At 33.0% G+C, this 25047-nt stretch carries 14 protein-coding genes; 10 read left to right on the top strand and 4 right to left on the bottom strand.

All coding sequences use genetic code 11. The features are described 5' to 3' along the window. The first annotated feature begins 110 nt into the window (after positions 1-110). Positions 111-6575, top strand: a complete 6465-nt coding sequence (locus tag F6464_RS03990; RefSeq protein WP_151106522.1) for an Ig-like domain-containing protein — start codon at positions 111-113, stop codon at positions 6573-6575. Between the two features lie 151 nt (positions 6576-6726). Here the strand turns inward: F6464_RS03990 and F6464_RS03985 are convergent, their stop codons facing one another. After that, complete coding sequence (locus F6464_RS03985) at positions 6727-6936, bottom strand: hypothetical protein (RefSeq protein WP_151106521.1); 210 nt, start codon at positions 6934-6936, stop codon at positions 6727-6729. Positions 6937-7053: 117 nt separating this feature from the next. Beyond that, positions 7054-8643: a peptide chain release factor 3 gene (locus F6464_RS03980; protein ID WP_151106520.1), complete on the bottom strand. Its 1590-nt coding sequence runs from the start codon at positions 8641-8643 to the stop codon at positions 7054-7056. 254 nt (positions 8644-8897) lie between these two features. On the opposite strand from F6464_RS03980, the gene F6464_RS03975 reads away from it, so the two are divergent. The 4 genes from F6464_RS03975 to F6464_RS03960 are packed head-to-tail and all read left to right on the top strand — an operon-like array spanning position 8898 to position 14111. Continuing rightward, on the top strand, positions 8898-10868 hold the full coding sequence (locus F6464_RS03975) for a peptidylprolyl isomerase (protein ID WP_151106519.1): 1971 nt from the start codon (positions 8898-8900) through the stop codon (positions 10866-10868). Then, a complete protein-coding gene (locus F6464_RS03970; RefSeq protein ID WP_151106518.1) occupies positions 10868-11719 on the top strand; it encodes a hypothetical protein in 852 nt (283 codons plus the stop codon). The genes F6464_RS03975 and F6464_RS03970 overlap by 1 nt, the downstream gene beginning before the upstream one ends. After that, complete coding sequence (locus F6464_RS03965; RefSeq protein WP_151107122.1) at positions 11682-13112, top strand: peptidylprolyl isomerase; 1431 nt, start codon at positions 11682-11684, stop codon at positions 13110-13112. The genes F6464_RS03970 and F6464_RS03965 overlap by 38 nt, the downstream gene beginning before the upstream one ends. 45 nt (positions 13113-13157) lie before the next feature. Beyond that, positions 13158-14111, top strand: coding sequence for an AAA family ATPase (locus tag F6464_RS03960; RefSeq protein ID WP_151106517.1), 954 nt, complete (start codon positions 13158-13160; stop codon positions 14109-14111). A gap of 68 nt (positions 14112-14179) precedes the next feature. On the opposite strand, the gene F6464_RS03955 is transcribed toward F6464_RS03960, so the two are convergent. Then, positions 14180-15313, bottom strand: coding sequence for a hypothetical protein (locus tag F6464_RS03955; RefSeq protein ID WP_151106516.1), 1134 nt, complete (start codon positions 15311-15313; stop codon positions 14180-14182). A gap of 37 nt (positions 15314-15350) precedes the next feature. Between F6464_RS03955 and F6464_RS03950 the strand changes: the two genes are divergently transcribed. The 5 genes from F6464_RS03950 (at position 15351) to F6464_RS03930 (ending at position 23662) form a co-directional block, all read left to right on the top strand. Further along, positions 15351-16475 carry an acyltransferase family protein gene (locus F6464_RS03950; protein WP_151106515.1) on the top strand — a complete coding sequence of 375 codons (1125 nt, stop codon included), beginning with the start codon at positions 15351-15353 and terminating at the stop codon, positions 16473-16475. Between the two features lie 5 nt (positions 16476-16480). Then, a complete protein-coding gene (locus F6464_RS03945) occupies positions 16481-17605 on the top strand; it encodes an acyltransferase family protein (protein WP_151106514.1) in 1125 nt (374 codons plus the stop codon). A 217-nt stretch (positions 17606-17822) separates the two neighbouring features. Continuing rightward, positions 17823-20090 (top strand): aconitate hydratase, encoded by a 2268-nt coding sequence (locus F6464_RS03940; RefSeq protein ID WP_151106513.1) that lies wholly within the window; start codon positions 17823-17825, stop codon positions 20088-20090. A gap of 402 nt (positions 20091-20492) precedes the next feature. Further along, positions 20493-22082 (top strand): DUF4832 domain-containing protein, encoded by a 1590-nt coding sequence (locus F6464_RS03935; RefSeq protein WP_151106512.1) that lies wholly within the window; start codon positions 20493-20495, stop codon positions 22080-22082. A gap of 170 nt (positions 22083-22252) precedes the next feature. Beyond that, positions 22253-23662 carry an APC family permease gene (locus F6464_RS03930; protein ID WP_151106511.1) on the top strand — a complete coding sequence of 470 codons (1410 nt, stop codon included), beginning with the start codon at positions 22253-22255 and terminating at the stop codon, positions 23660-23662. Positions 23663-23743: 81 nt separating this feature from the next. Here the strand turns inward: F6464_RS03930 and ald are convergent, their stop codons facing one another. Continuing rightward, complete coding sequence (gene ald, locus F6464_RS03925) at positions 23744-24856, bottom strand: alanine dehydrogenase (protein WP_151106510.1); 1113 nt, start codon at positions 24854-24856, stop codon at positions 23744-23746. Between the last annotated feature and the right edge of the window lie 191 nt (positions 24857-25047).

Here is a 25047-nt window from a genome sequence, read left to right as displayed (position 1 = left end):
AACCCTAAAGTTTAGATAGTTTTTAAAATGGTAAAATGGGATTAGAATCAATTTCCAAACATCTAGTATATAGATTCTATTAATATATGCCATATAAATTATAATGAATTATGAATAATACAAAAGTTGATATCCATACAATTTTTAAAATAAAATTTATCCTTATAGCTTTTATGTTCACAACATTTAGTTGGGGTCAAGTTATAATCGCTTCCGATGGTTTAAACAATTCCTCAACCTTATTCACTTTAGGTACGGGGAATTTTTATACAGGAAATTCTGCTGGCGGAGATTTGCCTGCAAGTTCTCCTTTTTTTTCGGAAGGTACACACTCGCGTGGAGTATCAAATGGTACTGCGACTTTAACTTCTAATGCAAATATAAATACAGTTGGATATTCGGCTATAACTATGACCTTGAGATTAGCCGCTTTTTCTATAGGATCAGGAAATGGTCTTGACGCAACTGATAACCTTATTGTTGAGGTTAGCCCTGATGGGGGAACAAATTGGTTCGAAACATTAGAGGTAACAGGAACCACAAATGCATATTGGTCCTATGCTGGAGGAACAGGAAATGCATCAACTTCCTATGACGGTGATGCTTTTCCCGATAGTTTTTCTCCGTCTGGAGGTAGTGCTCGAACAACGGATGGCTATTCCACTCTAACAATAATTGGATTGCCAGCAACTGCCACTTTGCGATTTAGGATTACCTTAAAAAATAATAGTGCCAGCGAGCGATGGGTTGTTGATGATTTTAAAGTAAAAGGATGCATATCGCCTACTATAGCAAGTGTTTTCCCAACTTCAGGACCTGTAGGCACAACTGTTATCATAAATGCAAGTACAGGAAATTTATCTGGAGCAACGGCAACTTTTAATGGTTTAGCAGCAACTGTAGTTTCTACTACTGCAACACAAATGGTTGTTGTAGTTCCTGCTGGAGCAACAACTGGAAATTTAATAGTTACAAATACGTCAGCCTGTTCAGTTTCAACACCATTTACGATATTAAAAGAGGATCGAACTAGTTGTGACGGTGTGGGAGGTTCAGGAAGTTTTAGTGATTTAATTGTTACTGAAGTATATGACTCTGCTTCGCAAAACGTTTGGCATATGGAGTTGTACAACCCAACATCTTCTCCAATCGATTTAACTGCATCAAATTATGTCTTAGAAAGATATGGAACAATAGGAGATCTAGCTCCAACAAGAACAGTAGTGCTAAGTGGAATTATTCCTGCTGGAGGCATATTTTTAATAAATTTAGGGGATTCTGGTACTTCATGTACAAAAGTATTTGGTTTTACAGAGTCTGGTGCTGGTATAAATGACGGGGATCAAATAAAATTAACTAAAAACGGAGTAGTAGTAGATGTTATTGAGTGTCCCACATATAAAGGGTATTCTATACAAAGAGATGTAAATGCTACTGGCCCTAAGGCTATATTTTCAAGTGCAGACTGGACAACGACAATTAGTGAGAGTTGCACAGACTTGGGAATTTTTCCCTATACTCCACCAACAAAAAAGCCACCAGTTGTTACATTACAACCCGTATTCTCTCCTTCTTGCACCAGCGTAACTTTTACCGTTGCGGGTACCGAAGGATTTCCTGGATTGAATGCGTTAGCATATAGATGGTATGAACTTGCACCTAATAGTATAACTTGGACCGCCTTAACCACTGGAGGAATTTATACGGGTGCTACTACAGCGACTTTAACTATTTCTTCTGTAACCGGATTAGAAGGGTATCAATACTATTGTCAGGTTAGAGAAAATACAGCTACTTGTTACACGGCTTCAAATGCTGTAATAATAAATAGTATTGGTTCAGGTGGGCCAGTGATAGCAAATAAACAAGTACCTATTTGTAGCGGTACAGCTTTTACAGTAACCCCTTCCAATACTTTGCCAGATGTTGTTCCTGCAGGTACTACTTATACTTGGACAGCACCAGTTATTGCACCATCCGCAGCTATTACGGGTGGAAGTGCACAAACAACTCCACAAACAAGTATTTCACAAATTCTAACCAATACTACTAGTGCAGTTGCAACGGCAACTTATACCATAACTGCAAATTCAGGAGGTTGTACAAGTACATTTACGATTACATTAACGGTGAATCCAATTCCTACAGTAACACCAATTCCAAATAGTAGATGTGGTTCTGGAACCGTATCTTTAGGAGCGACAACTACTTCAGGAACAATTAGTTGGTATGTATCCGCTACTGGAGGTACAGCAATTGCTACTGGAACATCGTTTACAACACCAAATATCACCGTAACTACCAGCTATTGGGTGGAGGTTACTTCTGGTTCTTGCACAAGCAGTCCAAGAGTTGAAATTAAAGCGACAATTACTTCAAATGGAGCAATACCTAAGCCTACAGTAAAAACGCCTGTAGAATATTGTTTAAATAGTACAGCAACTGCATTAACAGCAACACCAGATTCTGGAGCTACTTTAAATTGGTATGGTACTAATGCTACAGGTGGAACAGTTTCTTCAGTTGCTCCAACTCCTAATACATCAATTGTTAGTAGTGTCACTTATTATGTAAGCCAAACCATAGGCACTTGTGAAGGACCACGTGCGGCTATTGTGGTAAATGTTATAGCAGATACAGGAGCTAAAATTACTTATTTTGAATGTGATAAAACGCAAGTTACGACATCAAATCCAGTTAGTTCAGTTTATTTTGATTGGAATCATGTTCCTGGTCGTTCAACAAATGATTATGGGTATAGTTATTCTATTGCGGGGGGGCCTCTTGTTTTCGGAAGAACAGACTTAACTTCATTAGAAGTATTTGGAGTCCTTCCAGGGCAATCAGTTGAGATCACTATATTAAATGTGCCCGGAGTACCCTGTTATGTTCCGCAATCAAAGACATGTCCATTAGAATGTATATCAACTACAGTTGCAGATTTTCCAACTCTACTTGCAACTCAGTCCATTTGCGTAAACTCAACAGCACCTGTATTACCTTTAAATTCTAATAACGGAATTTCAGGATCTTGGTTGCCTGCAACGGTTAGTAATATTGCAACTGGAACTTATGAGTTTACTCCAGATGCCATTTTATTCCCTTGTGCATCAAAGGTTTCAAAACAGGTTGTAGTTGTTCCTCTTAATAGTGCAGGAATTATATCTGGGAATCAAAATATTTGTGGTACTGGAACAGCAACACTAACATCAACAGTTTCAGGCGGAACTTGGACTTCATTGAATCCAGCAATTGCCACTGTAAATGCTGCAGGGTTAGTTACAGGAGTAACAGCAGGATCAGCGACTATAGAATATACAGTTACGGGTTCAGGCGTGTGTCCTGCAGATAAAAAGCCGTACATAGTAACAGTAACCACTCCACCAAATGCGGGTGTGTTAAGTGGAGGTCCTGATGTATGCCAGGGTCAGTCTATTACTTATTTATCAACAGTATCGGGGGGAACATGGAGTTCTTTAAATTCGTCAATTGCAACAGTAAATTCAACTTCTGGAAGTGTTACAGGAGTTTCTGCGGGAACTACATCAATCAAATATACAGTAAAAGGAACCAATGGATGTCTTGATGCTGAGTCAACATTACCAATAAAAGTTACAGCTTTAAACGATGCAGGAGTGATATCTGGAAATAAAAATATTTGTGGTACTGGAACAACAACTCTAACATCAACAGTTTCAGGAGGGACTTGGACTTCATTGAATCCAGCAATTGCAACAGTAAATGCTACAGGCATAGTAACTGGAGTATCGGCGGGAACAGCTACAATAGAATATAAAGTTACGGGTTCAGGAGTGTGTTCTCCTGATATAGAGCCTTATCAAGTAACAGTAACCGCTCCGCCAAATGCAGGATCGCTAGTTGGAGGACCCGATTTATGTCAAGGTCAATCCGTTTTATTTACATCAACAGTTTTAGGTGGGACTTGGAGTTCTTTAAATTCGGCAATTGCAACTGTAAACGCTTCTTCTGGAAGTGTTATAGGAGTTTCTGCGGGAACTACATCAATCAAATATACAGTAAAAGGAACCAATGGATGTCTTGATGCAGAGCCAACTTTACTAATAAAAGTTACTGCATTGAATGATGCAGGGGTAATATCCGGAAATAAAAATATTTGTGGTACTGGAACGACAACTCTAACATCAACAGTTTCAGGAGGGATTTGGACTTCATTGAATCCAACAATTGCAACAGTCAATGCTTCTGGCATAGTTACTGGAGTATCGCCAGGAACAGCGACAATAGAATATACTGTTACAGGTTCAGGAGTTTGTCCTTTAGATAAAAAGCCGTACATGGTAACAGTAACTGCTCCACCAAATGCAGGATCACTAATTGGAGGACCTGATGTATGTCAGGGCCAATCCGTTTTATTTACTTCAACTGTTATAGGCGGAACTTGGAGTTCATTAAATTCGGCAATTGCGACTGTAAACGCTTCTTCTGGAAGTGTTACAGGAGTTTCAGCAGGAACAACATCAATCAAATATACAGTCAAAGGAACCAATGGATGTCTTGACGCTGAATCTACCTTACCTATAAAAGTAACTGCCTTACTTAATGCAGGAACTTTAAAGGGAAATCAAAGTATTTGTATTGGGGAAACTACCCCATTTTCATCATCAGTTGTAGGCGGAATATGGAGTTCTTTAGATACTGCAATTGCTACAGTAGATGCTGCAGGATTAATTACTGCAGTATCTGCAGGTTCAACAAAAATAGTTTACACTGTTAATTCAACGGGAATTTGCCCTAGCGCAAAAGAAGAACGGGCAATTACCGTAAATCCAATTAAAACTCCTACTTTTAATACAATAGGTTCTGTATGTAAGGGAACCAATATTATTTTGCCAACAACTTCAATTAACAATATTACTGGTGTTTGGTCACCACCTTTTAATCCTTTGCAAACTACTCCTTATACCTTTACACCAAATTCAGGAGAATGTGCAACTCTAACAAACCAGACGGTTACTATTATACAATTGCCGGTAGCTACAAATACTACTGGACCAAAATCGGTATGTTCAGGAGATAAAACATTTATTAATTTGGGTAGTGATATTCCAGGAACAACATTTACTTGGAATGTTGTACAAACAAATGCTACAGGAGCTACAGCTGGTACAGGCACTCGAATTGAGCCAAATTTAGAAGCAGTTAGTAATAAATCAGGAGAGGCAGTCTACTCTATAACTCCAAACAATAGTGGTTGCAAAGGAGCATCGATAGAAGTTAAAATAACCGTTAATCCTATTCCTGATGTTAAGGTCAATACTGAAAAAAGCACTATTTGTTCAGGAACGAATACAAATATTTCGCTAACAAGCGGTGTAGTAGGAACAACTTATACGTGGACGGTAAATGCGACACCTAATGTATTAGGAGCTTTGCCAGGGAATGGTAATTTGATACAGCAGGAATTGAGTATTAATGGTTTAACTCAAGGAAGTGTTGTATATAGCATAACTCCTGATAGTAATGGTTGTCTGGGCACTGCAATTGATGTAACAATTACGGTTGATCCATTGCCAGACAGTACACCAGTAGTTGCTAAAAACCCTATATGTAGCGGTGAAACTACAAAAATAGATTTGTCTTCTACAATTGGAGCAAGTTTTAATTGGACTGTAATTCAAACAGGTGTATCAGGCGCTATAAAAGGGACAGGTGCATCAATAGAACAAACACTACAAGCGGGAACTGTACTTGGTACCGCTGAATATATAATAACTCCAATATTAAACGGCTGTGAGGGCTCTCCAAATCCAGTAATTATAAATGTTAATCCTTTGCCAGTTGCTATGATACAAGAAGAAGGATTGCTTTGTATTCGAAAAGATGGGACAGTTAAAAGTTCATTTATTTTGAATACTAATTTAAGTGATGCCGATTATGATTTTGTTTGGCATCAAGATAATGTAATTATACCACCGCCTATACCACCTTTGCTTCCGCCTACAAGTAGTTATGAAGCCACCGAAATAGGAGATTATTATGTTGCTATTACAAACAAATTGACTACTTGCTATGCAGAATCAAATACCGCTTTGATAACAAAAATTAGTCCAGCTGATTATATAGACCCTCCAATAGTTAGTGATGCTTTTACTGATAATGCGACTATAATAATTAATGTATTCCCGCCAACTGACTATTATCTCTATCAGATGGATTTTGGGCCGTTACAAGATTTTAATGAATTTACTCAGGTAAAAGGAGGTTCACATATAATTAGAGTTACAGATGCAATAGGTTGTACAGATTTAAGTACTCCTGCTCGAGTAATTAGCTACCCTAAATTTTTTACACCTAATGGTGATGGTTATAATGATACATGGAATGTAATAGATCTTAGTGATCAATCTAATGCTAAATTATATATTTTTGATCGTCATGGAAAACTATTAAAACAACTTTCAACTTTTGGAGAGGGTTGGGATGGTAACTATAACGGCAAACAACTTCCAGCTAGTGACTATTGGTTTACCATTAATTATTTTGAAAATGATGTATTAAAATCATTCAAAGCGCATTTTTCATTAAAAAGATAAAGGAGTTTAGATACTTATAGTATAAGAATACTAAGTAATTTACTATAGAATCGATTATTTTCTAAACGATATTAAACTAACATTTTACGATAAATATAAATAGATAAAACAAAAAACCAGCTTTATTTAAAGCTGGTTTTCCGTTATATTATTATATTTTTGAAAGTCTTCTCTTGTAGGAATAAAAAGCAAACAATATTGCCACAATCCCAAGCCAAATTAATTTAGCATTTATTTGAGCAGATGGTGGGTCACTGCCTTCTAATCCACCTCCTGGTTGATCTTGTCCTTGAGCAAATAACATAATATCAGTCAATAAAAAAAAGGAAAGTATGAATAACTTAAAAAAATTATTTTTCATTTTTATTTAAATTTGTGCAAATATACGAATCAAATTTTTAAAAATCATTTCTCTTTTTTAAAAATTTTAAAATTGACATTATTTTATAAAAATAACAACAACAACGTTAATTTCAAATTAATCAAATTCTGAAGTAAAAAACAGCTTTACATTAGGATATTTATTTTGAGTCATTTGAATGGTAAAATCAGAATCGGCTAAAAAAACCAATTGTTTGTATTTGTCATGTGCTAGGAACTTTTGTTTAATACGTCTAAATTCTTTAAATTCTTCACTCTTTGGGTCATTTGGTTTAACCCAACACGCTTTATGAACTGGAAAATTTTCATAGGTGCATTTCGCACCATATTCATGTTCTAGTCGGTATTGTATCACTTCATATTGGAGCGCTCCTACAGTCCCTATAATTTTACGATTATTCATTTCGAGGGTGAATAATTGCGCAACACCTTCATCCATTAATTGGTCTATTCCTTTGTCGAGCTGTTTCGATTTCATGGGATCGGCATTGTTGATATATCTAAAATGCTCTGGAGAAAAACTCGGGATTCCTTTAAAACTCATCACTTCTCCCTCAGTTAAAGTATCACCTATTTTAAAATTACCAGTATCGTGTAAGCCAACAATATCTCCTGGATAGGAAATGTCTACAATTTCTTTTTTCTCTGCAAAGAAAGCATTTGGACTCGAAAATTTTAAATTTTTATTCTGTCTAACGTGTAAATAGGGTTTATTTCGTTCGAAAGTTCCTGAAACAATTTTAATAAAGGCCAGCCTATCTCTGTGTTTTGGATCCATATTAGCATGGATTTTAAAAACAAAACCAGACATTTTTTCTTCTTTAGGATCTACCAATCGAGTCTCAGAATCTTTTGGTCTTGGCGATGGCGCAATTGCCACAAAACAATCCAATAATTCTCTAACTCCAAAATTATTCAATGCCGAACCGAAAAACACAGGTTGCATTTTTCCGTCTAAATACTCTTGTCTATCAAATTTTGGATAGACTTCGTCAATTAATTCTAATTCTTCTCGTAATCTACTTGCTGGTTTTTCTCCAATGATTTTATCTAATTCAGGACTTTTTACGTCAGAAAATGCTATCGTTTCTTCAATGTTTTTTCGGCTATCACCGCTAAATAAGTTAATGTTTTGTTCCCAAAGATTATAAATGCCTTGAAAATCATACCCCATTCCAATAGGAAAGCTCAAAGGAGTAACTGTTAATCCTAATTTTTGTTCTACTTCATCCATCAAATCGAAAGCATCTTTTCCTTCACGATCTAATTTATTAATAAATACAATAATAGGAATTTTTCTCATTCGGCATACTGCAACTAGCTTCTCAGTTTGTTCCTCGACACCTTTAGCAACATCAATAACCACAATAACACTATCTACAGCTGTTAGTGTTCTGAAAGTATCTTCGGCAAAATCTTTATGACCTGGTGTATCAAGAATGTTTATTTTTTTGCCTTTGTAATTAAAAGCCAAGACAGATGTAGAAACCGAAATACCTCTTTGGCGCTCAATCTCCATAAAATCAGAAGTGGCACCTTTTTTTATTTTGTTGTTTTTTACGGCACCTGCTTCCTGAATAGCTCCACCGAAAAGCAATAGTTTTTCAGTTAGTGTGGTTTTTCCAGCATCGGGATGTGATATAATTCCGAAGGTTCGTCGACGTTGTATTTCTTGTAAAAAGCTCATATTTATTGTAAATGGAATGCAAAAATAGTATTTATTCAACAAATAAATAGACTTTGTTCTAAACAACTATTATTCAATCGATTTTCTATTAAAAATGTTTGAGAGGAATTCCGTTAATAATTTTTTGTTAATAGTATTGCCCATAGTTGTATAATGCAATCGAATTGTTATTTTTGTTGATTGAAATTCATTCAAAAAGAATTCAAAAAATCAATTAAGACTTAATTTAGTAATTAAATAGAAATTTTAAAATAATGAAAATAAAACAATTATTTGTCGGATTATTACTTTCTTTTCAATTCATAACATATGCTCAAAATATTAAAAGAGAAATTTTATTTACAATTGATGATAAACCTTACTATACTGACGAATTTTCGAGGGTTTACAATAAAAATTTAGATTTAGTTAAAGACGAATCTCAAAAAGATTTAACCCAATATTTAGAGTTATTTGTTGGATATAAGCTTAAAATAAATAAAGCAAATAAGCTTGGATTGCAAAATGGTGAGGCATATAAAAACGAACTTAATTCATACAGAACTCAGCTTTCAAAAAATTATTTAACAGATTCCAAAGTAACAAAAGAACTAGTTGAAGAAGGATACAATCGTTCGCTTAAGGAGATTAAAGCAGCGCATATACTGATTACAGTTGATGAAAATGCTTCTGCTGCAGATACACTTATTGCCTTTAACAAAATCAAAGCCATTTACGATAGAGCAGTTAAAGGAGAAGATTTCGGAAATTTAGCTGAAGAATTATCGCAAGATCCATCTGCCAAGGAAAACAAAGGTGATTTAGGCTATTTTTCTGCATTTAGAATGGTGTATACCTTTGAATCAGCTGCTTATAAAACGCCAAAAGGAAAAATTTCAAGACCTATTAGAACTCGTTTTGGATATCACATTATTAAAGTTGAGGATGTTAGAGACAATAGAGGAGAGGTTACAGTAGAGCATATAATGATTTTAGATCCAAAGGATGCTACCGCAGAAGAAAGGGATAAATCAAATAAGAAAATTCAGGATATTTATCAAAAAATTCAACAAGGTGAAAATTTTGAAGAACTCGCAAAACAGTTTTCAGACGATAAATCATCATCGCCAAAAGGAGGGCTTCTTAATCGTTTTGGATCAGGACAGTTGAGTTCAGAAGAATTTGAAAATGCTGCTTTTTCTTTAACTAAAGAAAAACCAATTTCAGCTCCTTTTCAAAGTGAGTTTGGCTGGCATATAGTAAAATTAATAGAGAAACATCCTGTAAAAGCTTTTGAAGAAGTAAAATCAGAATTAGAGGACAAAGTAGGAAAAGACGATCGATCAAGACTGATTGTCAATTCATTGAATGATAAGCTAAGAAAAAAATATGCTGTTAAGAGAGATAATAAGATGTATAAATCAGCAGCAAAAACAGTTACTGATGATTTTTATGAAAGTAAATGGGAATTGCCAACTGTGACAAAACCATATGATGGAAAGTTATTTGCCATACAAGAAAAAACCATTACAGGGACTGATTTTTTGAACTATATAAAAGAGCAACAACAAGGAGGAAGTAAGTTAAAACCCATAAATAAACTAGTTGATAATTTGTACGAAAAGTTTCTTGATACTAAATTGAATAGTTATTATAATGACAATTTAGAGTCTGAATTTCCTGATTTTGCTAATGTTATTGAAGAGTATAGAGATGGATTATTACTTTTCGATTTGATGGAAAAAGAAATTTGGGAAAAATCAAAAACCGATTCTATAGGTTTGCAATCATTTTATGAAACCAAAAAATTAGAGTATACTTGGAAAAACAGAGTAGACGCCACAATAGCTTCCTCTACTGATATTGAAGTTATTAAAAAAGCTCAAAAAATGTTTAACCAAAATATTGCTTCTGAGCAAATTAAAGAAAAATTAAACACCAAAGATAAAGTGCAGATAATGACTAATACTGGTGTTTTTGAAGAAGGTTCAGAATCTTTACCAAAAGAATTAAAATTCAAAGTTGGCGTTTCAGACATTTTAAAAGAAGGCGAATATTATTTTGTAGTAAAGACTGATAAAGTAATTCCTGCCGCTCCAAAGACATTAGAAGAATGCAAAGGAAAAGCGATTAATGACTACCAACAGTTTTTAGAAGAAAACTGGGTTAATGATTTAAAAAAGGAGTTTACAATTAAAGTAAACAAAGATGTTTTTGAGAACGTAAAAAAACAACTTCAAAAATAATGAACAAATGTTGTTTTCTGTTTTTGATAATTCTGACATTTTCTTCATGTCATTTTTTTAATAATGAAGTAAAGGTTACTGCTATAGCTAAAGTAAAAGACAGTTATTTGTATAAGGAGGACTTAAATAATTTGGTCCCGCAAGGAACTTCAAAACAAGATAGCCTACTCATAGTAAGAAGTTTCATTGACCGTTGGGCTTCACAGAAATTATTAATAAACGCAGCGGAAGTAAATTTAGATGATGAAGAAAAAGCAGCATTTGATTTATTAATAAAACAATATAAGATAGATTTATATACTAAAGCATATATTGAAAAGGTTGTAAAAAAAACTTTAGATACAATAATCTCAGAAGAGGAATTAAAAGCATATTATAAAAACAATAAAGAAAATTTTAAAACAAACGGGACTTTAGTTCGTTTAAGATATATTAATTTGAGGAAAGACAACCCCAGATTTGAAACTATAAAAAGTAAGTTTTTAGATTTTAAAAAATCTGATAAGAAATTTTGGGATACCTATGCACTACAATGTAAGAGTTTTGCCTTAAATGATTCTATTTGGGTAAATTTGAGTAGTATTTACAGTAAATTACCATTCATTAATCCTGATAATAGGGATCAATATATAGCTTCAGGAAAAACAATTCAGCATTCAGATTCACTTGATGTTTACTTAGTAAAAATTAGACAAACAATAGACAAGAATCAAATTGGACCTTATGAATATCTGAAACCAACATTAAAAGAAGTTATCTTAAATAAAAGAAAGTTAGAATTAATTAAAAAATTTGAAAAAGAAATTACAGATGATGCTATTAAAGACAAGGATTATGAAATTTATAAATAAAGGAGCAACACTATTTATTTTCTTTTTTATTTTTTCCGCAACAACCATAAATGCACAAGAAATCATTAAGGATACTGTTAAAAAGGCAGTGCCTGAAAAAATCCCTACTCAAAGACAAAAGATTGATGGAGTAATTGCAACTGTTGGAGATTATTTGATATTAGATTCGGATATTGATAAGTCCTTTCTTGAAATTTCAAGTCAAGGAGGCTCTGTAAAAGATATTACTAGATGTCAAATGTTAGGAAAATTATTAGAAGACAAGCTTTACGCACATCAAGCAGTACAAGATAGTATAATAGTTACTGATGAAGAAGTTAAATCTAAACTAGAAGAACAACTTAATTATATGGTTGAACAATTAGGTTCTATGGAAAAAGCAGTACAGTATTTCAAAAAAGCCAATGAAGAAGAATTCAGGGCAGATCTTTTTGAAATCATAAAAATGAATAAATTGTCTTCAGAAATGACTAAGCGAATTGTTGATAAAGTCGAAATTACTCCTGAAGAAGTTCGTAATTTTTTCAAAAAAATACCAGCAAGTGATTTGCCTACATTTGGTGCAGAGATGGAAGTTGCCCAAATAGTCATAAAACCCAAGATAACCGAAGCAGAAAAACAAAAAGTAATTGATAAGCTCAAAGAGTTTAAGAAAGAAGTTCAGGAAGGTTCGAGTTTTTCTACAAAAGCAGTTTTATATTCACAAGATCCTGGATCAAGCTCTAATGGAGGCTATTATAAAATGAACAAAAAAACACCTTTTGTAAAGGAGTTTAAAGATGTTGCATTTAGTCTAGCAGAAGGTGAAATTTCTGAGCCTTTTGAAACTGATTTCGGTTTTCATATCATTTATGTTGAAAAAATTAAAGGACAGGAAGTAGAGTTAAGACACATTCTTTTAGTGCCAGCAATTTCTGCCGAATCTCTCAAAGAAGCCAAAGAAAAAATAACTCAAATTAAGAAAAAAATTGATGAGAAAGTAGTAACTTTTGCAGAAGCTGCAAGAGCCGAATCTGATGAAAAAGAAACGAAAGCAAACGGAGGTCTTTTAGTAAATCCAAAAACTCAAGATACCCATTTTGAATTGACTAAGATGGATCCGTCTTTATATAGTCAAGTTTCAAATTTAAAAGAAGGTGAGGTTTCATTACCGATTCTAGATACTGATCAGAATGGAAAAAAGAAATACAAATTAGTGACAGTGACCAACAGAATCAATGAGCATACTGCTGATTATGCTAAAGATTATATAAAGATTAAAGAGATTGCTTTAAAAGAAAAACAAATAAATGCCATTGCAAAATGGTCTGAACAAAAAATTAAAGAAACGTACATCAAAATTAATGGTGAGTATAGAGAATGTTCGTTTACTAATAATTGGTTAAAAAAGTAGATTTTAGTAAAGTAATATCTAAGTTAATAAAAAATCTGAAATCAAATGTCCGACGTAGCAGCAATACAAAACTTAGTCCAGAAAAGAACCGAATTAAAAAAGGAAATTTCTAAAATAATTGTAGGTCAAGATGACGTAGTAGACCAAGTTTTATTAAGTATTTTTTCAGGAGGACATGCGCTTTTAGTAGGTGTTCCTGGTTTGGCTAAAACTTTGATGGTTAATACTATTGCGCAAGCATTAGGATTAGATTTTAAACGCATACAATTTACTCCTGATTTAATGCCTTCTGATATTTTAGGAAGCGAAATTCTTGATGAGAACCGCCATTTTAAATTTATAAAAGGACCTATTTTTTCGAATATTATTTTGGCAGATGAAATCAATAGAACACCTCCTAAAACACAAGCCGCATTGCTAGAAGCCATGCAAGAACGTGCTGTTACTATTGCCGGACATAATTATAAATTGTCATTACCCTATTTCGTTTTAGCTACACAAAATCCAATTGAGCAGGAAGGAACGTATCCTTTACCAGAAGCGCAATTAGACCGTTTTATGTTTTCTATCAAATTGGATTATCCATCGTTTGCTGAAGAAGTACAGGTGGTAAAAAGCACCACTACTGATGCAAAAGTTTCAGTAAATCCGTTGTTTACAGCACAAGAAATTATCGATTTTCAACATTTAATTCGAAGAATACCAGTTACTGATAATGTAATAGAATATGCGGTTACTTTAGTAAGTAAAACGCGTCCGGATAATGTGCTTTCTAATGATTTTATAAAAAATTATATCGATTGGGGAGCAGGGCCAAGAGCTTCGCAAAATTTGATTTTGGCTGCAAAGGCACATGCTGCCTTTAACGGTAAATTTTCGCCAGATATTGAAGATGTAAAAGCCGTAGCTACAGGAATTTTGAGACATCGTGTGGTGAAAAATTACAAAGCCGATGCCGAAGGAATTACAATAGAAAAAATTATAGCCTCTCTTTTTTAGTTATTAAATTTTTTAAGAAATAAGTCATAATATCCTTAGATTTCTCAATGGTTTAAAAAAGTATTTGATTATTTATTTACTATCGAATCCAATTCGGCATCATAAAAAAACAAAAACATACTTGCCATCATATCTTGATTGCTTTTGGTAGTATTATTAACTTCTAAAACCAATTCGTATTCGTGATTTTTAAACATCCAAACTCCAGATTCTGAACTAAAAGAATTAATGTTTGAAAGTCCAATTTTGTTTGTATGGTTTGTCATTTTGCTTTTAAAAATTGCTGTTTTGGTAGTTTTATCCCACAAAGTTAATGCAGTTGCAAAAGGATGAACATGAACCGCAGCAGCGTGCAATTGTAAACTATCTTTAATTTGCAATTGTCCATCGATAGAGCTGCTATATGTTTTTTTTCCAATAGGAATAATCCAATGCCCAGATAATACATTTCCGTCACCAAAATCATAACTATGATTTTTAGTTTCTACAGGAACGCAATAGTCTTTTCCTGTATCTATTGTACTTTTATACGGGTCGGATTTGTTATAAGGTAACATAATAAAAGCAGTTCTGCTTAATAAGGGTTTAATATTTGTATTTTTTTTAGAATAATCGACAGTAACTTCATGCTTTATACAAAAATTTGCATTAGTAATATTGTGGTTTAAAGATTCGGTAGTAATATAAAGCAAGTCATTTCCTTTCATCGGAATGCCATATCCATTTGGAAAAGTAAAATTTTCTAACCCATGAGAGAGCGAAGTCAATCTTGGATAATAGATTCCTATTCTTTCATTAAGATTAAAATTGCTAAAATATTTTACATCATTAAAGTCGATATTGGTATGGCAAATAAAATCGTTAGATACTTGTTTCTTGGTTTTAGAGTCTAATGCTTTAACATGAAAACCAGTAAGCCAAAGTAATGTTGAGTCTTGCGAAAGCTTTATATAATTGGAAGATTTTGGCCCTTCCATAGATTTGTAAATCCCGTCAATATAGAAAGTTGGGGAAATCATTTTATACTCTAAGTGAGAATTATCGATTATCCATTTATTATCAACAATTCCAGTTTCCTGAAGGAAAACCGTCTTTATAATTGCTTTGTGACGGTTGGGTAGTTGCCAATACCATATTCCAGCACCAATTGTGCAAAGCAGCACAAAAACTCCTGAAAATTTATATATCTTTGATTTTGTCATAATTTAATCGAATCGAAAATCAAAAATACAATTTTAAATGATTGAAACTGAACGAAAACCTACCAAACGAATTTTTGGATTGGATTTGTTGCGTGTCATTTCAATTGCACTAGTATTGTGTTCACATACGTCTTGGATTTATCCGCCAAGCTCTAGTTTATTAGCAAAAGCAGTTGATATGTGTGGTTTTTTTGGCGTTGAGCTTTTTTTTGTTCTTAGCGGATTTCTTATAGGAAGTATTATTTACAAGCAATTTTTGCATGAGGGTTATGGATTTAAATCCATGATGTCTTTTCTTAATAGACGTATGATTCGAATTTTGCCGAACTATTATTTAATAATAGTTGTAAATATAATAATCGGTTTTTTTATTGGTTACCCAATTGTAGATTCGTGGAAATATTTTTTCTTTTTTCAAAATTTTGCTACGCCTTTATTACCCTTTTTTCCTGAATCGTGGAGTATGCCTATAAAAGAATATGGCTATCTAATTACCGTTTTTTTGTTGTTGCTAGTTTCTATAATTTTTAAAAAAGTTTCAAGAAAAATGCTTTTTTTGTGGGTCATTTCTGGGATGATTCTTTTCTTTTTTATGCTGAAAATAAGTTACTATTTCAATACTCAAAACACAACTATGGCACAATGGGATATTTCGTTACGTTCTGTAGTTATTTATAGAATTGATACCGTTTTAGCAGGAGTTTTATTTGGTTTTATTTCTTGTGAATATTCTAAATTTTGGCAAAAACAAAAATTCAAATTTGGAACTTTAGGCTTTTTATTAATTTTTATTTTACTTTTCTGTCTTGGTTATTTAAAACTAAAAATTGCAGATTTTCCTTTTTTTTGGAATGTGATTTGTTTACCATTAAATACGGCTGCTTTGGTTTGTTTTTTGCCGTTTTTTTCTGAATGGAAAATGGGTTCATCATGTATTCAAAAAGCAGTAGAGCATATAAGCGAATTATCTTATGCAATCTATTTATTACATTATAGTATTGTACTTTATTTATTGAAGCATTTTATCGACACGTCAAATTTTAGTATCATACAATTGCATTTGTTTGCAGTATTGTACTTGGTTCTTACTATTTCATTGAGTTACGTTTTGTATACTTTTTTTGAAAAGCCTGTAACAAAACTCAGAGACATAAAAATGTAATTGCTATGAATGAAGAACAAAATGTTCCAAGAATTTTCGGATTAGATTTTTTTCGGGCTATTGCAATCCTGATGGTTTTGTTTTCTAATTTGCTTTTAATTTATCCTAATTTAAATAATAAGTTGTCTCAAATGCTGATTTTATTTGGTTTTTGGGGTGTTGAGATTTTCTTTGTTTTAAGCGGATTCTTAATTGGAAATATTTTGTTCAAGTTATATATTCAGAATGATTTTACTATTCAATCGGTTTTTTCTTTTTTAAAAAGACGTTGGTTTAGAACCTTACCTAATTATTTTTTGGTTTTACTTTTAAACATAGTTATTGCTGTAACGTTTCATTTTCAAATAGAAAATGTTGGATATTATTTTTTCTTTTTCCAAAATTTTTCTCAGCCTATGCTGACTTTTTTTCCAGAGTCTTGGAGTTTGTCTATTCTAGAATTTGGGTATTTATTTACGCCTTTTGCATTGTATTTTTTAACATCTTTAGTTAAACCAAAACACAAATCTAGATTCTTTATTATAGTTATTGCGATTCTAATAGTGATTTTTGTTTTTAATAAAATCATATATTATTTTACAACGTCAAAAACGACTATAGAGCAATGGAATGTTTCTTTGAAGTCGGTTGTCGTGTATCGAATAGATGCTATTTTAATAGGAATACTTTCTAGTTGGTTTGCTTTAAGTTATAATGAATTTTGGATAAAACATAAGGTAAAATTGTTTTTTCTTGGATGTTTTTTTTCAATTATTCTATTTGTAGGTGTTGGCTATTTACGATTTTTTATTAATACATGTCCTTTTTTTTGGAATGTTTTATATTTACCATTAGTATCTGTAACATTCACTTTATTTCTTCCGGTTTTTTCAAATTGGCAATCCGTTCCTAAATGGTTTTTTAGACCCATAACTTTATTAAGTTTATTATCATACTCTATTTACTTATTGCATTATAGTATTGTATTACAAATAATGAAATCTTGTTTTAATATCAGTTCGTTTTCAATGATACAATTGCACATTTTTACTTTTTGTTATTTATTAGTCACTTTTCTACTGAGTTTTTTCTTGTATAATTATTTTGAAAAACCAATCATGAATTTGAGAAATAAGCACAAAAATAATTGAATTCTCTATTTTACTCTTAATTTTTAAATAATTGATTAATATGACAGGCTTAAATTACGAATTTTTGATTCTTTAAAATTAAGTAAATTTTATTGTAATGTTTTATAAGTTTTTGATTAGAATACGATAGTACTAAAAGCTTTTTATTCTCAATAAGATTGTTTAATTTTGTGCCACTTATATAAAAAAAACAGTAATAATATAATTCACTCATAGTATGGCTTTTGATATTGAAATGATTAAAAAAGTGTACGCAAACATGACTTCTCGTGTTGATGCTGCGCGAGAAATAGTTGGGCGTCCACTAACATTAACTGAAAAGATTTTATACAACCACCTTTGGGAAGGTAATCCAACTCAAGCTTTTAAAAGAGGGGTTGATTATGTTGATTTTGCACCTGATAGAGTAGCATGTCAAGATGCAACTGCTCAAATGGCATTATTGCAATTTATGCATGCTGGAAAGAAAACAGTTGCAGTTCCTACTACAGTTCATTGTGATCACTTAATTCAAGCAAAAGTTGGTGCTTCAAGCGATTTAGCTGTAGCCAATACTCAATCTAAAGAGGTTTTTGATTTTCTTTCTTCTGTTTCTAATAAATATGGAATTGGTTTTTGGAAACCGGGTTCAGGAATTATTCACCAAATCGTTTTAGAAAACTACGCTTTTCCTGGTGGTTTGATGATTGGTACCGATTCGCACACTGTAAATGCAGGTGGATTAGGAATGTTGGCTATTGGTGTTGGTGGAGCTGATGCGGTAGATGTAATGTCAGGAATGTCTTGGGAATTGAAGTTTCCCAAATTAATAGGCGTAAAATTAACTGGAAAATTATCTGGTTGGACAGCTCCAAAAGATGTAATTCTAAAAGTAGCGGATATTCTTACCGTAAAAGGAGGAACAGGAGCTATTGTTGAATATTTTGGCGAAGGTGCTATATCTATGTCATGTACAGGAAAAGGAACTATTTGTAATATGGGAGCTGAAATTGGTGCTACAACTTCTACATTTGGTTATGACGAATCTATGAGGAGATATCTTTCAGCAACTGGTCGTCAAGATGTCGTTGATGCTGCTGATACAGTAGCCTCATATTTAACAGCTGACCCAGAAGTTTATGCTAATCCAGAGACTTATTTCGACCAAGTAATTGAAATTAATCTTTCTGAATTAGAGCCTCATATCAATGGTCCTTTTACTCCAGATAGAGGAACTCCTGTTTCTCAAATGAAAGCTGAAGCAGCTGCAAACGGATGGCCAATTAAAGTTGAATGGGGTTTAATAGGTTCTTGTACTAATTCATCTTATGAGGATATGGCTCGTGCAGCTTCTATCGTAAATCAAGCAGTCGAATTTGGGATTAGTCCAAAAGCGGAATTTGGTATCAATCCAGGTTCTGAACAAATTAGATATACAATTGAAAGGGATGGCATGATAGCAACTTTCGAAAAAATGGGAACTAAAGTATTTACAAATGCTTGTGGACCATGTATCGGACAATGGGATAGAGCAGGAGCTGATAAAGGGGAGAAAAACACTATTGTGCACTCTTTCAACAGAAACTTTTCTAAACGTGCCGATGGTAACCCAAACACTCATGCTTTTGTTACTTCACCAGAAATGGTTGCTGCTTTAGCTATTTCAGGTCGCTTAGATTTTAATCCTATAACTGATACTTTGATAAACGATAAAGGCGAAGAAGTTAAATTGAGTGCGCCTTATGGAGATGAACTACCTAAAAAAGGATTTGCTGTCGAAGATGCAGGATTTCAAGCACCAGCTGAAGATGGTTCACAAGTACAAATTGTTGTAAGTGAAACATCAGATCGTTTACAATTATTAGCTCCATTTGATGCTTGGGATGGAAAAAACATTATTGGAGCTAAATTGCTTATCAAAGCTTTCGGAAAATGCACTACCGATCATATCTCTATGGCTGGACCTTGGTTGCGTTTCCGTGGACATTTAGATAATATTTCAAATAATATGTTGATAGGTGCTGAAAATGCTTTTAACCAAAAAGCGAATTCAGTTAAAAATCAAATAACAGGACAATACGACACTGTTCCTGCTGTAGCTCGAGCTTATAAAGCCGCGGGAATTGCTTCTGTTGTTGTGGGAGACCATAACTATGGAGAAGGTTCTTCTCGTGAACATGCTGCCATGGAGCCCCGTTTCTTAGGTGTAAAAGCAGTTTTGGTAAAATCATTTGCTCGTATTCACGAAACGAATTTGAAAAAACAAGGAATGCTTGGGTTGACGTTTGCCAATGAAGCAGATTATGATAAAATACAAGAAGACGATACCATAAACTTTGTAGACTTAGTGGATTTTGCTCCTGGGAAACCTTTAACCTTGGAGTTTGCTCACGCAGATGGAACCAAAGATATAATATTAGCAAACCATACCTATAACGAAGGGCAAATAGGTTGGTTTGTTGCTGGTTCAGCATTAAACTTGATTGCTGCTGCTGGAAAAGCATAAAGTGCATTTATGAATATACAATCCTCGAAGAAATTCGGGGATTTTTTATTTAAAATAATTTTTTTATACTCCTAATTGATATAACTGTTTATTTAAAAAAATGAAATAAATAGCTGTTTACTACACTTTATTCAATAATTTACTACTAAAAATCAGGTTGTTACCAAATTTTAAGGTTATTACTATTAAAAAAATTAATTGTGAATATTACAATAAAAAAAACAGTAATATTATTCTTATAAGATATATTATTTTATGTATTTCATCGATTAAAAATGTTAATATTATCACTTAATCGATATAGTTTGCTTTTAATCGTATTAATTTGCATTAATATTTATTAATTCCCCAATTGATAAATATTGCTCCTAGAGCATATTAAAAATCTTAACCTATATTATTATGAAAAAACTAGTACTAATGCTACTTACTACAGTAGCTATGCAGTCGCAGACTCAAAACTACACCTCGAGTTCTGAAGTCTTTACAAATCCAGAAAGAGGATGGTACAAGTACTCTAAAGCTCAAAGCACAACTACATTTTCTTTCTTAAGCCAATCTTCCTTGACTAGTTCTCGGGTAAATGAAAAAATCACTTTAATTCTGAGAATTTATGATTTAGGAGCTTTTAAGAATACCCCAATTTCTCAAACTTTTTTAGATAATATTCTAAAAGATTTTAGTACGTTACGATTATCGGGTGTGAAGGCTATAGTTCGGTTTAGATATACTGAAGTTGATGCTATTGATGCGACAAAAGCACAAATCATTTCTCATATCGAACAATTAAAAACGATTACTGTACCTAACCAAGACGTAATATCTAATATTGAAGCTGGATTTATAGGTCAGTACGGTGAATGGTATTACACTACTAATTTTGGCAACAATGGTGTTATGTCGACCCAAAACCTAGCTGATAGAAAAGAAATTGGTTTAAAAATATTAGAATTAGCTCCAGAAAGAATGGTGTCTTTTAGAACGCCAAGTTTTCAAAACTTAATAGGAGGAACAACTCCGATAACCACTGCTGAAGCATATAATGGTTCTGCTAGATCAAGAATTGCATTGCACAATGATGCGTTTTTATCAAGTTCTTCTGACGTGGGTACTTTTAAAAATACTTCCGTAGAATACCCTTACTTAGAAAGCCAATCTAAATATACACTATGCGGAGGCGAATCCAATCAATTGAATAGTACGTATCAAAATTGTACCAATGCTGTTAGTATGATGAATAAGTTTCATTATAACTATTTAAATATAGGTTATTATGGTGCTACTTTAGATTTATGGAAAACAAGTGGCTGTTACGATGAAGTACAAAGAAGATTAGGGTATAGATTTGAATTGTTGAATTCTACAATTACTAATAATAACCTAACTATCAATTTGCAAAATGTAGGTTTTGGTAACATATTTAATCAAAGAAAGGCATTCATTGTATTAAGAAATACTTCAACTAAAGTAGAATATTCATTCCCTATAAATTCAGATGTGCGTTTATGGCAAAGCGGAACTCAAACCCAAATTACCCAAAGTTTAGATCTAGATATACCAATAGGGACTTACTCATTATTTTTAAATTTACCGGATCCAAAAATAGCCAATCCTTTATTCTCTATTCAATTTGCAAATATTGGTGTTTGGGATGCTGCTAAAGGGTATAATAATTTAAATCAAACATATACTAAATCAACATCTACTGTAGTTATAACTCCAGATCCAATAGTAATTACAGAACCAATAGTAGTTGAGCCGGTTGTAACTCCTACACCAGTAGTTGTTGCGCCAGTTGTAATTGCTGTAATAAATAACTCAACAATTACAGTAAGCAATTTACCAACGCCAACATTTACCATACAGGTATACAATTTATCCGGTAGAGTTAGATCAAGATCAACTGATATTTCTTATTTAAAAAGCGGATATTATATTGTGAAAGTATACTCAGGAGGAATTATATATACTCAAAAAATTTATAAAGTTTAATTAGGGAATTAAGGATTGATTTTTTGCTTTTAAGTTTTCTCAAAGAAAAACCTGTTCTTTAAATAGAGCGGGTTTTTCTGGTTTTTAGATTAGGGAAGCACTAATTTTATATTACAGTTTCTACTTTTCATGAAAAAGTATATCTTTAACCAAACTCAAAGTAAAATTTTATGGCAGATAATAAAGATCAATTTAAAAGAGAACTCGGATTACTAGACGGTACAATGCTTGTTGTTGGATCTATGATAGGTTCTGGAATATTTATCGTAAGCTCAGATATTGCTCGTCAAGTAGGTTCTGCTGGTTGGCTTACCATGATTTGGATAATTTCTGGTTTAATTACAATGATAGCGGCTATTAGCTACGGAGAGTTGAGCTCCATGTTTCCTAAAGCTGGTGGACAATATGTGTATCTAAGAGAAGCTTATGGAAAGTTAATTGCTTTTTTATACGGTTGGAGTTTCTTTGCGGTTATCCAAACAGGAACAATTGCAGCCGTTGGAGTGGGCTTTTCGAAGTTCGCTGCCTATTTATTTCCTCCAATGAGCGACGAAAATATTCTTTTTGAAATAGGTAATTTCAAACTTAATGCAGCACAAATTGTGTCCATTATAACTATTTTTTTTCTTACGTATTTAAATAGTCGTGGCGTCAAAAAGAGTAAAATGATGCAAACTGTTTTAACAATTATCAAAATTCTATCGCTTTTTGGGTTAATTATTTTCGGTTTTCTTTTAGCTGCAAAAGGGGATATTTGGAATGCCAATTGGTCAGACATGTGGACTACCAAATCATTCGTTAAAGATTCAAATTCTTGGTTGCCTATAAGTGGTGTAGCATTAATTTCAGGAATTTCTGCAGCAATGGTAGGTTCTTTGTTCTCGAGTGATGCTTGGGTTGGTGTTACTTTTATAGCTGGTGAAATCAAAAATCCGAAACGAAATGTTGGTTTAAGTTTGTTTCTAGGAACTTTTATCGTAACCATTATTTATGTGTTGACAAATTTAATGTACCTAGCGGTAATTCCTTTTGATGAAATTGCAACGGCAAAATCAGATAGGGTTGCAGTTGTAGCTTCTCAATATATTTTTGGAGATATAGGAACTTATATTATTGCCATTATGATTATGATTTCAACATTTGCGTGTAATAATGGTTTGATAATGGCAGGAGCTCGTGTCTATTATACCATGGCAAATGACGGATTGTTTTTTAAGAAAGCAGCTATACTTAATGCATCTAGTGTTCCTGCATGGGCTTTGTGGGCGCAATGCATTTGGGCATCGGCATTGTGTTTAACAGGGAAATATGGTGACTTACTAGATTTTGTGATAATAATTGTTTTGATTTTTTATATTTTGACGATATATGGAATTTTTATTCTTCGTAAAAGTATGCCAAATATCGAAAGACCATATAAAGCTTTCGGTTATCCATTTTTACCTATGTTTTATATTATTGTGGCAAGTGCCATTTCAATAGCATTATTGTTTACCAAAACGAGTACTTGCGGTTGGGGAGTTTTAATTATGTTAATTGGAATTCCAATTTATTATATTTCTAAACCAAAAGATGAATAGTAGTTTTGTATAATAAAAAAATCCGTCTCATTTTATTTCGAGACGGATTTGTGGTTTCAAAATTCAGGATAATACCATAAATTATAAAATAGTATTTACTTCAATAAATGGCAATCCCCAAGCCTCAGCCACTCCTTTGTAAACAATTTTTCCGTTTGCTACGTTCAATCCTTTTTTTAACTCATCATTCTCAAGACAGGCTTTTTTCCAACCTTTGTTGGCAAGTTGTAAAGCATAAGGTAAAGTTGCGTTGGTCAATGCAAGTGTAGAAGTATAAGGAACAGCTCCAGGCATATTTGCCACACAATAATGAACAATGTCATCAATGATATAAGTTGGATTTTCATGAGTTGTTGGCTTACAAGTTTCTATACAACCACCTTGATCTACTGCAACATCTACAACTACAGTTCCAGGACGCATTAACTTTAGCATATCTCGAGTAATTAGATTTGGCGCCTTTGCACCAGGAATTAATACCGCTCCGACAATTAAATCAGCTTCAGCAATGGCTTCACGAATATTATAATAGTTAGACATTATTGTAATTACATTTGGAGGCATAATATCTGATAAATGACGTAAACGTTGCAAACTCACATCCATAATCACTACTCTGGCTCCTAAACCAGCAGCCATTTTAGCAGCTTGAGTCCCTACAATTCCTCCACCTAAAACCAATACTTTCGCTGGAGGAACACCCGGAACGCCTCCCAAAAGAATCCCTTTCCCTTTTTGTGGTTTTTCTAAATATTTAGCTCCTTGCTGGATTGCCATCCGTCCTGCAACTTCTGACATTGGAACTAATAATGGTAAGCTACGGTCTAATTTTTCTACGGTTTCGTATGCCAAACATACTGCTCCACGTTCCATCATAGCATGTGTTAATGGTTCTGACGATGCAAAGTGAAAATAGGTAAATAGTAATTGATCTTTCTTAATAAGATTGTATTCTGATTCGATTGGTTCTTTTACTTTTATAATCATTTCAGCAATTGCATATGTTTCTTCTATCGATACTAGAATTGTTGCTCCTGCTTCTTCGTATTCGGCATCGCTAAAACCACTGCTTTCTCCTGCATTTGTTTGTACATAAACTACGTGATTGTATTTTTTCATCTCTGCAACTCCAGCAGGAGTTAGACCCACTCTGTTTTCGTTATTCTTGATTTCTTTAGGGATTCCTATTGTCATTTTTTTTATATTTTAAGGTTATTATTTTTTGGTATGTAAAAATAAGGATAAAGAAAAAATTTATACATTGAACAAATAAATAGGTAAATATTATTTTATTTTAGTATTTTTGAAGTAAATAATTCTTTTCAATCTGTATATAGTTCTTCTTAAAAGAAAAAATAACTATAAAAATTAATTTTGAACCTGAT

Source organism: Flavobacterium luteum, from assembly GCF_008806775.1.
GTDB lineage: Bacteria > Bacteroidota > Bacteroidia > Flavobacteriales > Flavobacteriaceae > Flavobacterium > Flavobacterium luteum.
Note: the sequence above shows the minus strand (reverse complement) of the source record. Positions and strands in the feature narration are given on the sequence as shown.